Origin of the sequence: Clostridium yunnanense (genome assembly GCF_016595795.1) — a bacterium.
GTDB classification, from domain to species: domain Bacteria; phylum Bacillota; class Clostridia; order Clostridiales; family Clostridiaceae; genus Clostridium_AR; species Clostridium_AR yunnanense.
Map to the genome: position 1 here is coordinate 171,354 of NZ_JAENHN010000002.1, position 13,456 is coordinate 184,809.

The 13,456-nt window shown below is 32.2% G+C and carries 14 protein-coding genes; all 14 read right to left on the reverse strand.

Annotated features, from left to right (window positions below; translation table 11 throughout):
- Positions 1–322: 322 nt before the first annotated feature.
- The 14 genes from JHL18_RS00895 to JHL18_RS00960 all read right to left on the reverse strand — a co-directional run bounded on the left by JHL18_RS00895 (position 323) and on the right by JHL18_RS00960 (position 13,230).
- Entirely contained in the window at positions 323–532 is a 210-nt protein-coding gene (locus JHL18_RS00895; protein ID WP_183276552.1) for a hypothetical protein, read from the reverse strand.
- A gap of 82 nt (positions 533–614) precedes the next feature.
- A complete protein-coding gene (locus JHL18_RS00900) occupies positions 615–1,184 on the reverse strand; it encodes an ArsR/SmtB family transcription factor (protein ID WP_200265752.1) in 570 nt (189 codons plus the stop codon).
- A gap of 18 nt (positions 1,185–1,202) precedes the next feature.
- The gene (locus tag JHL18_RS00905; protein WP_200265753.1) at positions 1,203–1,805 is read right to left on the reverse strand and encodes a hypothetical protein; all 603 of its coding nucleotides are present in this window, start codon (positions 1,803–1,805) and stop codon (positions 1,203–1,205) included.
- A 310-nt stretch (positions 1,806–2,115) separates the two neighbouring features.
- Positions 2,116–2,757 (reverse strand): V-type ATP synthase subunit D, encoded by a 642-nt coding sequence (locus tag JHL18_RS00910; protein ID WP_200265754.1) that lies wholly within the window; start codon positions 2,755–2,757, stop codon positions 2,116–2,118.
- A 3-nt stretch (positions 2,758–2,760) separates the two neighbouring features.
- Complete coding sequence (locus tag JHL18_RS00915) at positions 2,761–4,143, reverse strand: V-type ATP synthase subunit B (protein ID WP_200265755.1); 1,383 nt, start codon at positions 4,141–4,143, stop codon at positions 2,761–2,763.
- Positions 4,136–5,911: a V-type ATP synthase subunit A gene (locus JHL18_RS00920; RefSeq protein WP_200265756.1), complete on the reverse strand. Its 1,776-nt coding sequence runs from the start codon at positions 5,909–5,911 to the stop codon at positions 4,136–4,138. Before JHL18_RS00920 ends, JHL18_RS00915 begins: the two co-directional genes overlap by 8 nt.
- 17 nt (positions 5,912–5,928) lie before the next feature.
- Positions 5,929–6,240 carry a V-type ATP synthase subunit F gene (locus JHL18_RS00925; RefSeq protein ID WP_200265757.1) on the reverse strand — a complete coding sequence of 104 codons (312 nt, stop codon included), beginning with the start codon at positions 6,238–6,240 and terminating at the stop codon, positions 5,929–5,931.
- Positions 6,233–7,234 carry a V-type ATP synthase subunit C gene (locus tag JHL18_RS00930; protein WP_200265758.1) on the reverse strand — a complete coding sequence of 334 codons (1,002 nt, stop codon included), beginning with the start codon at positions 7,232–7,234 and terminating at the stop codon, positions 6,233–6,235. The genes JHL18_RS00925 and JHL18_RS00930 overlap by 8 nt, the downstream gene beginning before the upstream one ends.
- A gap of 14 nt (positions 7,235–7,248) precedes the next feature.
- Positions 7,249–7,848, reverse strand: coding sequence for a V-type ATP synthase subunit E (locus JHL18_RS00935; protein ID WP_200265759.1), 600 nt, complete (start codon positions 7,846–7,848; stop codon positions 7,249–7,251).
- Between the two features lie 16 nt (positions 7,849–7,864).
- Positions 7,865–8,359: a V-type ATP synthase subunit K gene (locus JHL18_RS00940; RefSeq protein WP_200265760.1), complete on the reverse strand. Its 495-nt coding sequence runs from the start codon at positions 8,357–8,359 to the stop codon at positions 7,865–7,867.
- Positions 8,360–8,377: 18 nt separating this feature from the next.
- A complete protein-coding gene (locus tag JHL18_RS00945) occupies positions 8,378–10,315 on the reverse strand; it encodes a V-type ATP synthase subunit I (RefSeq protein ID WP_243277752.1) in 1,938 nt (645 codons plus the stop codon).
- 1 nt (position 10,316) lies between these two features.
- A complete protein-coding gene (locus tag JHL18_RS00950; protein ID WP_200265762.1) occupies positions 10,317–10,643 on the reverse strand; it encodes an ATPase in 327 nt (108 codons plus the stop codon).
- Between the two features lie 402 nt (positions 10,644–11,045).
- On the reverse strand, positions 11,046–12,725 hold the full coding sequence (locus tag JHL18_RS00955; RefSeq protein ID WP_200265763.1) for a B12-binding domain-containing radical SAM protein: 1,680 nt from the start codon (positions 12,723–12,725) through the stop codon (positions 11,046–11,048).
- Positions 12,682–13,230: a hypothetical protein gene (locus JHL18_RS00960; RefSeq protein ID WP_200265764.1), complete on the reverse strand. Its 549-nt coding sequence runs from the start codon at positions 13,228–13,230 to the stop codon at positions 12,682–12,684. The genes JHL18_RS00955 and JHL18_RS00960 overlap by 44 nt, the downstream gene beginning before the upstream one ends.
- Between the last annotated feature and the right edge of the window lie 226 nt (positions 13,231–13,456).

Genomic DNA, 13,456 nt, shown 5'->3' on the forward strand with positions numbered 1-13,456 from the left:
CACAGCATATATTATATAATATTCTCAAGGACATTCAAAGAAAAATTACATACAAACATATCTTTTTCAATAATGTTACAATTATGTACTAAAATAATGTTATCTTCAAACGTTCTGTTCCGACACAAAGTTAAGTTTCCTAAAAACTTTGTATATTAATATAGTCCTAGAAAATAACGTCCTTTTCTTTTGCATTAAACTCATTACTAAATGATATTCATGTTTAAAATATATCATTAAATTCCCCCTCAAAGATAACAAAAGAATAACAGAGAATATTGCGTATATGTAAAATTAAAGGGTCTCATCAGAGCCCCTCGTTTTAATTTATTCTTATCCTTGCTTTTACACCATTTTCTGACAATCCATCTTTTAAAGCTTTAGTTAACTTGTTTAATATTTCTTTTCTAATTTCATGTTCTACCTGTTCCTTAACAAAGCTGCTGTTAGCTAAAAGACTGGCAAAGCCACCTTTATGTTTTTCTAGTATCTCCGCATGATTTACTATATCTATATCTATAACAATCCTCATTAAATCTGCCTCCAAAAATATATAGTATCCCTATATACTATGTTAAAATCTTAATAGTGATTGTTAAGTTTATGTAAATGATTTATTTATTATCTGGATTGTTCTTACATAACACGGTAAAAGCATGACACGGTATAGCATCCTTTTTCTTCACCTCATATTTAGAAAAAATTTCTCGAGTTAAACTATTTAATTCCTCAAATTCTTCCTTAGTTAAATACAAGGTTCTCGAAGTCAATGATATATTTCCTTCATTATGATCTTCTATTCTAGAGTTTAAGGCTTCAATAACATCATTTCTTGAATTTTGATAATAGTCACTAACTAAATTTAAAACCTCTGATTTGTAAATTTGTTTGGCTTGTTCGCTTATATTCTCTCCAACAATTTCAAATCTATCTGCAGTCAAATAATAGTATTTTGCTATTATCCCCTTAACTTCCTTGGTTCTTATAAGTTCAACGATCCCAGCCTTCTCAAGTTTTTTTATATGATAGTGAACCTTTGCTGGTACTTCACCTAATTGATCAGCTATTTCCTTAACCGTAGCTGCATCTCCATTGTTCCTTAATAAGGTAAGTATTCTTAATCTATATGGATCTGAGTATGCCTTTATTTGCTCCAAAGTGCTCAACTTTACTTTATCTTTCATTAATATCACCTCAACAGTTTATTGTCCATCTTCATCCTTAATTATCAGTTTATCAGTTACATCTTCATCATGCTTTCCATAAAACTTTATACTTCTCAATTTCAGCTCACTGACTTCATTGAAGTCTAAAACATCTATAAAATAGGTATCTGCTATTTCTCTCCTGAACTCTTTTTCATTTATATCTATAGTATAATATTTTGCTACATCTGAAGAATTAATGCCGAAAACCACATATTTTTGTTTATTTTTTTTATCTATAATGTTAAGTGCACCAAATAGCGATTTACTAGCTTTGTCTTGCTTTAAATCATTTGAATGAAAAATTGCTCCCGCATCAATAAATCTATCAAAATGCCATTTCTTAAAAGCAAAAATATTTGCACCGTTAGATCCTTTCTTTGTAAACATAATGTATTCATAATCATCTTTTTCCATGGTGGTTAATATATCTATATCATACCCAACTGTCTTTTCAATATATATTTCAAAATCCTTCTCATTATTTTTAATACTGGAGGAATAATCAGATATACTTGTCCATAAAAAGACCACAAAAGTGCTAACTATTACTGATACTATAGCAAACAATAAAATTCTTCCTACAAATTTTTCTCTCATAGCACTTCTCCTACTACCTTTTTTTGTATTATATCATATTAATTACATATTATAAACAACTAAATTTCGCTATATTTACCGCTTATATTTTAATGATAAATAAAATTTATATTAATTACATAAATTTTCATTAACTTCTTGATTTAAAGACTTTATCAACTTTTCGATAAATCTACAATTTAAAACACTATATTTTATTGTGTATTTGTTTAAACTATGTCTAATGATAAAAATAAAATTTTAGACCATGCTTATATAGGAAAATATATACCTAATAAACATGGTCTTTATTAAATAAACTAAACTTATATTAACTTCTTTCTTGTATAATTGACTTAACTTTCATAAGCCTAGTTAGCGCACTTCTCTCATTTTCCTCAAGCTTCATTCTTATATATTTTATGGTTTCATGAAGTTGTGGAATAGTCATGTATTCAAGAGCATTTACTCTTCTTCTAGTTTTTTCTATTTCATCAGCCATAAGTTGGCAACTCTTCTCAACTTCTGCAAGCTCAAGAAGCTTCGGGAGTATACTGTACAGCTTTGCTATAGAATCATCTAATTCAGAAGAAGTACTTGCAAAGCCATATGGAAATATGCTCCCTTCGTCACCTTCTAACTTTCTTTTGAAATTCATTACTGGGACATTTACACTCATTATGTTTTTAGTACCGATATCTACAGTTATGTTCTCCTTAGGAAATACAACCGCCTCTTCTAAAAACTCCGAGCTCATAACTGCTCTAGCCATTACAAAATCTTTTAAAGATCCATGTAACTCTTCTTCTACTTCTTTTCGTAGAACATTATTATACTTCACCAGGTTTATGAATTGTCTCATAAGTTCATCTTGCTTATCTTTTAAAAGCTTATGTCCTCTAGTAGCAGTGGCCAATCTCTTTTTAAGCTTCGTGAGCTCCATCCTGGTTGGATTAACATTAAGTTTTGCCATTGACTATTCATCCTCTCCTGAAGATAAATATTTTTCTAGATACTCGTCTCTTATTCTCTTAAGCTCAGACTTAGGAAGTATTTTTAGCAGTTTCCAACCAAGATTTAATGTTTCTTCTATTGTTCTATTTGTAGTAAATCCTTGAGATACATACTCTTTCTCAAAAGCTTCAGCAAATTTAGCGAACTTTTTATCGGCTTCTGATAAGGCTGATTCTCCTAATATTGTCGCAAGTTCTTTAGCCTGCTTTCCTTGAGCGTATGCAGAAAATAACTGATTCAATGTGTCAGCATGATCTTCTCTAGTCTTACCTTTACCTATACCCTTATCTTTAAGTCTTGAAAGGGACGGAAGCACATCTATAGGAGGCATTACTCCTTTTTTATATAGCTCTCTTGAAAGTATGATTTGTCCTTCAGTTATATAACCTGTAAGGTCTGGAATTGGATGAGTCTTATCATCTTCTGGCATTGTAAGTATAGGAATTTGAGTAATTGAGCCTTCTTTTCCTTTAAGTCTTCCGGCTCTCTCATACAAGGTTGAAAGATCAGTATAAAGATATCCTGGATATCCTCTTCTACCAGGAACTTCTTTTCTAGCTGCCGAAACCTCTCTAAGCGCTTCACAATAATTTGTTATATCAGTCATAATTACAAGTACATGCATCCCTTTTTCATAAGCTAGATACTCTGCTGTTGTAAGAGCCATTCTTGGAGTTGCAATTCTTTCAATTGCTGGATCAGAGGCAAGATTCATAAATAGTACTGATCTATCTATTGCTCCTGTGTTTGTAAACTCTTCAACAAAGAATTCCGCTTCCTCAAAAGTTATTCCTATTGCTGCAAAAACAACAGCAAATTTAGAATCTGAATTTAGAACTCTTGCTTGCCTTGCTATCTGAGCTGCAAGTTCAGCATGAGGGAGCCCGGAACCTGAGAATACCGGAAGCTTTTGACCTCTAACTAAAGTATTAAGTCCATCTATAGCCGATATTCCTGTCTGAATGAACTCAGAAGGATAGTTTCTTGCTACTGGATTAATAGCTTCTCCAGCTATATCTAATCTTTTTTCTGGAATTATCTTAGGACCATTATCCTTAGGTCTTCCCATTCCATCAAAGACTCTTCCTAGCATATCTTCAGATACTCCAATCTCAAGGGGCCTGCCTAAAAACTTAGCCTTTGTACCTTTCAAATTGATACCTGTAGAACCTTCAAACAGCTGTACCATAGCCTTACTACCGTTGACTTCTAGAACTTTCCCTCTTCTAATCTCACCAGTATGTAGTTCTATCTCTACAAGCTCATCATACTTTACACCTTCAACATTATCTACAATCATCAAAGGTCCAACGACTTCAGTTACCGTCCTATATTCCTTAAGCATCCAGTACACCTCCTTCTTCTATAAGCTTATCAATATCTTCCTTAATAGCTTTAAATATATCGTCTATTTTAGATATATCCTTTTCTGATATATATTTACTTCTTGCTATTCTATCTCTTGAAGGGATTCCTAATATCTTTTCTAGATATATACCATTTTCTAAAGCTCTCTCAGCTTGCTCTTTAAAGTTTAATACAAGTTTAAGCATCTTATACTGTTTAGATAATGAAGTGTATGCATCTTCGTCATGAAAGGCATTCTGTTGAAGATAATCTTCTCTTATAGATTTAGCTACTTCTAACTTCAATCTATCTCCTTCTGATAAAGCATCTATACCTACAAGTCTAACTATTTCTTCAAGATTTGCTTCCTCTTGTAAAAGTGCCATAGCCTCAATTCTTAGAGCTGACCAGTCTTTAGAAATATTGTCATCTATCCACTGCCCTATCCTATCAACATATAATGAGTAAGAATTAAGCCAGTTTATAGCCGGAAAATGTCTTCTATATGCAAGCTGAGCATCTAATCCCCAGAATACCTTAACTATTCTTAAAGTTGCTTGTGATACTGGTTCTGATATATCTCCTCCTGGAGGTGATACAGCTCCTATAGCAGTTATAGCACCTTGTCTTTCATCAGATCCAAGACATACAACCTTACCAGCTCTTTCATAGTAATCAGCAAGTCTTGAACCTAAATACGCTGGATAGCCTTCATCACCAGGCATTTCTTCAAGTCTTCCTGACATTTCTCTAAGCGCTTCTGCCCATCTTGAGGTAGAATCTGCCATTATAGAAACCGAATATCCCATATCTCTAAAATATTCTGCTATTGTAATTCCTGTATAAATTGATGCTTCTCTCGCAGCAACAGGCATATTTGAGGTATTTGCTATAAGTACAGTTCTTTTCATTAAGCTTTCACCAGTTTTAGGGTCTTTTAACTCTGGAAACTCATTAAGAACATCAGTCATTTCGTTACCACGTTCTCCACAGCCAACATAAACAACTATTTCAGCATCTCCCCATTTTGCTATCTGGTGCTGAACTACAGTCTTTCCTGCTCCGAAAGGACCTGGAACAGCTGCTGCTCCACCTTTAGCTACTGGAAAAAATGTATCTATTACTCTCTGCCCTGTAATCATTGGTTCTACAGGATTTAATTTTCTACTGTAGGGTCTACCTTTTCTTACAGGCCATTTTTGTAGCATTGTAACTTCTTTTACACCAAAGTTTGTGTCTATTATACAAATTACATCTTCTACTGTAAAGCTACCTGATTTTATGTCTCTTATAGTCCCCTCAATACCGAATGGGACTAGTATCTTCTGTTCTATTACAGCAGTTTCTTGGACTACGCCAAGAATATCTCCTGCTGTCACTTTATCTCCTGATTTAGCAACTGGCTTAAACTCCCATAGCTTTGTTCTATCTAAAGATTTTACAGATACTCCTTTTACAAGAAACGAACTGTTAGCAGCTTTCATAAAAGCTTCTAAAGGTCTTTGAATACCATCAAACATTGACTCTATAAGCCCAGGTCCAAGCTCTACAGAAAGAGGCTCTCCTGTTGATAACACAGGATCTCCAGGCCCAATTCCTGCTGTTTCTTCATATACCTGTATAGAAGCTCTATCGCCTCTCATTTCAATAATTTCACCAATTAGACCTTTGTCTCCAACCTTAACAACATCGTAAAGATTAGCTTCATCCATGCCCTCAGCAACTACCAAAGGTCCAGAAACCTTTATTATTCTTCCGGTCTTCAATATCCCAACCTACTTTCCTATAAAATGTTAACGCCTACTGCTTTTTCTACATTATCACTTATTCTTTTAGTTCCAATATTTAAAGTACCTTGATTGCTTGGAATTAGTATTACTGCAGGAAGCGTCTGTCTATTATATCTTTCTATCGTTTCTTCAATATCCTTTGCCACCTGTTCAGTGACAAATATCACTCCATAGTCCTTCATAGCTAATCTATCTATTGTCTTTTTTGCTTCTTCTGGCTCAAATACAGGAAAAACTTCTAACCCTAAAGCCTTAAAAGCAAGTACTGAATCTTTATCTCCTACAACTGCAATTTTCTTATACATATCCTTCACGCAGCCTTTCTCTTATAACTTCTGAAGGTATATTGTTTAATTTAGCAACCATTATTATTCTTATATTTTTTATCTCATTTTCCTTAGCATAGATATAAGCAATAATTGGCTCTGGTCCAAAACTTACATACTTTGCATCTTTCATGAATCTCATCATATAATTATCACTAAGCTTTTCTAACTCACTAGAAGATCCTGTTTTCGTATACTGTTCCATACCAAACTTCAATACTCCTGCATAATCTGTGTAGGATAACTTTCCATATACATTTTCAGAAGAATCATTAAGCAATACTAAAAACTTTTCTTTATCTATTCTTCCACCACTCAATAGAGCACCGGCAAGGAAATCTCTTCCCTTTTTCTGTTTCTTAACTCTTAATAAAGTTCTTATATTACTTAAATCTATTAAAGTATCTACGTATTTTTTTATAAAGGGATCTTGTAATTCCTTAGCTATTTCATACATTGCTGTATATTGATATCTATCAATTATTAAATCTATACTTTGAGGATCCTTTTCCTTAGAAAAATTATCTAAGGCAGCTTCTACTGCTTTCCCCATAATACTAGGTATATCTCTATAATACTCATCACCAACTGCAGCTTTAAGTTTATCTAAATCAACAGTTCCTACAGGAATAAGTATTTCATTGAGATCCTTATTTAAAAGCTTTCCTTTAATAAGCACTTTAACATTATGAAAATCATATTTTATACTCATGATATCAACGATTTCTTTATGAGGACTTGCTTCGTAAAGCATATGAAACACTCTTCTAAGCTCACTGCTTAATATGATTTCGTACTCTTTAGGATGACTCACATTGCCAGCAACATTGCTGTACTCTGTTTCCTGAAGTATTTTCAAAACATCTGCTGCAGAAGCTGAGTCAATCATCCTATCAATTTTCGATTTATCAAGGAGCCTATTTTCCAATACTCTAAGCCTTGGAATCACCTGCGTAAAATCCATAGCATCCATCAAATCAGCCCTCCTTAACTAAATAGTATATTTGCCACTTCAAACTCTAACTCATCTCTATAAGAACTGATTAAGGCTTCAAAAGTATTATTTATCTCTACTCCATTTTTCTCTAATATGAAGCCACCTCTAAACTCTTTATTTGTTTCACTCAATCTTAAGTTCCCTAACTTTCCGCTATTTGAAAGTTCCATATTAAGTTCAGCAATAAAGCTGTCATCAACTAATCCTTTTCCATAGGAGTTAAGTATAATAGTCTCATCTCCTTTAATATTAAGAGATAATATAGTCGCTTTTAAATAGCTTAAAAATACCTCCTGCGGCATAGCGCAAAGTTCATCTAAGGCCTCATTAAAAACCTCATCCATCACCTTTTGCTTAGCTACAAGCTTATCATTTCTAACCTTTAACATTGCATTTGAAATGATTCTTTCTTTCTTTAAATCAGCCTCTCTATGAGCCTTTTCTATTGTTAACTTTTCAATATCTTTCGCTTCATTAACTCTTTTTTCAACAATACCATTCTTTTCAGCTTCAGCCTTTTCTATTATACTTCTACTCTCAGCTTGAGCATCCTCAAGAATTTTATTAATTAAATGTTCTATTTTAGCCATTATGCTTCACTCCAAACTATTTAACGAATAGAACCATAAATAATGATGCAACGAAACCTAAAACGGCATATGTTTCAACCATAACCGCATAAATAACACCCTTCATCACGTCATTTGGTTTCTTTGCTAGTATTTGAACGCCTGCTGCTGCAACTTTACCTTGCCATATAGCTGATCTCCAACCTGCTATAGCAACCGGAAGACATGCCATAAAATACTTTAATCCTAATGATAGATCTGGAGCGTTCCCCCCAAATATACCTATCTTTGTGAAAAGCAGCAAAGCAATAACAAATCCATAAAGTCCTTGTGTACCTGGAAGTGCTACAAGTATAAATGTTTTACCAAACTTTTCAGGTTCCTCAGTCATAAGCCCTGCTGCCGCCTGACCAACAGTTCCTATACCTTGCGCTGAACCTATACCTGATAATCCTACCGCTAATGCAGCTCCTAGTAACGCCATTATTAGTCCATTATTTGTTGACTGAAAAAATTCCACCCATGTATTCATATTTTTTGTATCCTCCTATTATTTCGTAATTTTTATATATTTATCTGAAAGCTTGTATGGAGTAAATTTCTTACCTCCGCCTTCATAAAATTTATTAAAGAATTCTAGATACTGTAGTCTAGCCGCATGAACATATGATCCAAGCGCGTTTATTAGTAAATTAAATGTATGCAAGCCTATAAATAAAAATGGGGCTAAAACATACTTAAATGGTGAAGGGATTAAATTAATTATAAGATTTAATGCATTTGCTATAAATCCAGTTGCAAGACCTAATGCTAAAAGTCTTGAATATGAAACTATGTCACCTAAGTAACTAGTTATCCCATACACGCCATATATACCCCAGCCTATTTTTCCTCCAATAGTTGGAGCGGTTCTGCCTTGCGTAAGCAACAATCCCACAAGTCCTAGTACAAGCATTATTACTCCCAGCTTTCCACCAATACCTGCTATAGCTAGAAAAGCACCTATTAAGGTAATATACCAAGTAAATACATCATATATAGCATCCTTCATATGCCCAGCTCTTATAAGCATATATGCCTTAATACCAAGACCAATGAAAATATGCACAACTCCAAACCCTAAGGAAAGCCCGAATATTGTGGTTATATCTGCTGTACTGTCTAGTAGTTTCGGAGGAACTATTCCAAAATAGCTAGGTAAATCTCCAAACCATCCACCGTATATAGCTCCCCATATAACAGTAGAAATTCCAGCTAAGAAAAACATCTTATAGCTTTTTCTTTTATCTTTATCTTTTACTTTATATAAAGCAAAAGCTGATGCAGCCATCATAATCAATCCATATCCAGCGTCTGAAAGCATCATTCCAAAGAATAAGAAGTAGAATACCGACAATATAGGTGTTGGATCTACCTCACTATAACGAGGTAAACTATACATCTCAATAACACCTTCAAAAGCTGAAGCAAATCCATTGTTTCTGAGTTTTATCGGAACATTCTCTGCTTCTTCTTCTTTTACTTCTTCAAATTCTAGATAGTAGTTTTCTCCTATCGCACTTTGGACAGCCTTTTTCAACTCATCGTTTGTTTCAGCCATGTTCCATCCGCAAATAGTTACAACTTTTTTAGTTTTAATGAAATTGTTAGAAGCTTCTGATCTCGCTACAAGGTTACCAAAGTATTCATATGCAGATATTAAATTTTCTCTTTCATATTGGAACTTTTCAACTGATGCTTTAATATCTCTTTTTTCTGACTGTATTTCTTCTATTTTCTCTTTATTAGACTTTATATAATCCTCTGGTCTTTTATCTATACTTGAGGAAAAAGCTGAAAAACCATATCTTTTTAGGATATCTTCAGCATTGCTGACTTCACTATCATGAGTGATTACTAATAAATATAAGTCCTGATTGTCTCTATCTATAATCTCTACATATGAATAATTGAGTTCTGTAGATAAATCGTCTAAAATAATATCTTCATATTGCTTTGAAACAGTTCCAACCATGGCCTTGGAATACTTGAACTTATTTAGATCTGATATAGCAATATCTAAATTTCTCCATCCCTTAAGTTCTGCAATTTCTCCTTCCAGTTTGGTGGTTTCATTGCTTAACTCATTCAAAGACCTCTCTTTAGCCTTAAGCTCTTCATATACTTCATTCCAGTTATTGCTCTTTATGCTATTCTCTAATTCCTCAAGACTCATTTCCTTTTTATCGTCTAGCATTGAAAGCATTGATTTCTTCTCTGGGAAGAACCCCTCTATAAAATCTAACGAAAATCTAAGCTTTGCAAGATTTTCTTGATACACTGCGTGCTCTTCGCCCACATTGTCTTTAAATAGATTTTTAGCATATTCATTATCGCCTAATGCCTGATCATCTTGAAGGTCGATAAAGTGAACCCCTTGGAACTTCTGAAGTGCGCTTAAGAGCTTCTCTTTTTCAGATTCAAAAGAGAGTAGGGTAAATTTATTCATCTTAACTATCGCCATGAATATTCACAATCCTCTCCATTATTAATTTTATTGCACTTCTCTTTCTAGTTTGATCTAATTTATTTAGATTTTCTAAATCTTTGGAGCCTTTTGACAAAATAGGATCAGTATCCTTATTTGCCTGAGCCACAGCAGCATCCATTATTTTTTGAGCTTGATCTTTACTTTGTTGCAATATTCTTTTGTATTCATTTTCTCCAAAACTTAATGCATCATTTATTATTTCTTTACTTTTTAAACTTGCTTCTTTGATAACTTCATCAGCCTTAGCTTCCGCCTTTATTACTTCATTTACTACCTCGATTGCCAAATTATCACCTCTTTTCCTACTCTTATATATATTAATACTTTATATAGTATCAAATAACGCTTTCTTAATAGATTGTACCATTCTTTTAGGTGTTTTTCAACCGTTATATAATTGCACCTTAAATCGTATCAGTTACCACCTTGTTAAATAATACATAAACTTGTATAAAAAGTCCTCTTACACACTCCTATACCATCTATACCAATAATAGAATTCCTATTTTATTATTTAAAAATTCTTCTCTGTAAAAAATATAGATATTCAATACATAACATTTTAATATTATGACTGAATATCTATATAAAATTACAAAACTTCGTTTATATTTAATTTTAGTTTTTGACTATTTTAAAGAATATTATTGAAATTAATTTCACCCTAGTGCTTTAGTATGACCATTTTCTATAATATATTATTTAAAACCTTTATATTATCTTCATTATCTAGATCAAACAATAGGTAATTTTGCGACATTACCAATCTATCTGATTCTATATACTGCATGATATCTAAACTGAATTTTTCAATATGAGACCTTTTAAAATCGTAAGAATCTTTTAATTTTTCTTTTATGATTCTTTCTTCTTCTTTAGTTATATCTCTATTTAAAAATTCAGGTAGCCACTTCTTTTTGTTATACATTAAATAATCATATTTTATTATATCTTTCAGTTCTTCAGTGTTTTCACCATTAAATTTATAATTATTAAAATCCACAAAAACTCTATAGTATTCTGTATTTCCTATATTTATATTAAAATATCCTCTTTCATGAAAATAACTTCCCATTGCATAGTAAAAATCAAACGGAGTTTCAAACTTACTTAAAAAATATTTTAATACGGTGTTAAACTTTTGAGAATTATAATATTTATCAACAATTTCTTCTACCTTTTTTAACTCTAAAAGTTCTTCGTAGCTTATATCTTTTGATCTTAGTATTTCATATGGAGCATAGGTCGCATAAACAATTCCCCACTTTTCTGCTTCATCTCTCATTGATGATCCTTTAAGAAGCTTTAAAAAGCCAAGTTGTATTTCATCAGGTCTAATGGAGTGAACATCATTAAAAGATTTTTTAAAGGAATTAAAATCTTCACCTGGAAGTCCAGCAATTAAATCAAGATGCTGCTTCACATTATGACCCTCAGCTATTCCTACGACTTTATCCTTTATTGTTTCAAATCCAACATATCTATTAATATTATTTAATACTTCGTTATTAGTAGTCTGTACTCCAACTTCTAATTGAATTCTTCCCTTAGGAGCTCTATTTAAAAGTTCGATTTCATCATCCCTTAAAAGATCTGCTGAAATCTCAAAGTGGAAGGTTGTTTTAGTATCTTGCTCTATTAGGAATCCCCATATTTCCTTCACAAAATTGTGATTACAATTGAAGGTTCTATCAACAAATTTAACTAGTCTTACCTTTTCATCAATAAAAAACTTCAATTCTTTCTTTACTCTTTCTATATCTAAGAACCTAACTCCGTTAGCAGTTGAGGATAAGCAATATTTGCATTTAAAAGGACATCCTCTTGATGCTTCATAATAGACTATCTTATTATGTATTTCTTTATCTCCCTCTTTATAAGGAAAACTTAAATCATTCATGTCCATCTGAGGTCTTATTCCATTAAATATCACTTTTTCTTCTCTTTTATGATAAAGTCCTCTAATTGAACCTATATCTCTCAATCCCAATTTATATTCTACAAATTCTCTAAAGCTTTCTTCTCCCTCACCAGATATGACGTATTCACCATTACATTCTTTTAGAAAATTTTCACTATCATATGAAACTTCCGGTCCTCCATATAATATTTCTATATCTTTATCTACTAATTTTATAAGATCTGCAAGCTTATTTATATACTCCATATTCCAAATATAACAAGAAAATGCTACTACATCAGCTTTTTCTAATATAATTTGTTCTAGTATTATTTCTATCCTATCATTAATGCTAAATTCTCTAATCTTGCACTCACATGGCAAATCCTCAGTATATGCTTTCAAATACCTTATAGCTAGATTGCTATGAATGTATTTTGAATTTACTCCTGTTAATAATATTTTCATCACTTGTTCTTTCCCTTCTTTTTGCTTTTACAAAGTAAATTTTATCATAAAAATCAACTTTTTCTATTTCAAAATAACTTTCTGTAGCTTTTTTTATAAGTTCCACATTAAATTGACTTATTGGATTTATATCTCTATACTTAAATTCTTTAGTTTTATCGCCAGGAAGCAAGACCTTTATATTAGTATTTACTACTTCTTTTGCTTTCTTATCATAGTCCCATATATAGAGATATCCGTCATCTTTAATGAGATTCCATATATGTTTTATTATCTCACGTCTTCCGCCATTACTCCATATCTTTCCCAAAGTAAAAAAAAGTACTGCTCCGTCATAGAATATTGCTTCTTTTTCACTCAAATTCTCTCTATCATCAAAGTAGTCCACAGAAATCTCATCTTCCATATTCTTTTTTAAATTATATATTATCCCGTAGTTCTCTTTTCCTATATCTAATAAATCACCATCAAGGCTTATTTCTCTCATATCTAAAATATATTCCATAAAATTACTCCTCTGTAAATATTATCTTACGTACTATTTATTATTCTACATAAAAAAAAGAATTCCTCTATACTATGGAATTCTTTTTCAACTAGATGATACTATAGGTATCCTAGGTCTAAGTTTAAGTTATACTGAATAACCACAATTTTTCTTCAAATACTAAACATACGGAGAAAGGTGGTTGAATTATGGGTAGAAATCATTTAAAAGTAGAATCTTTGCA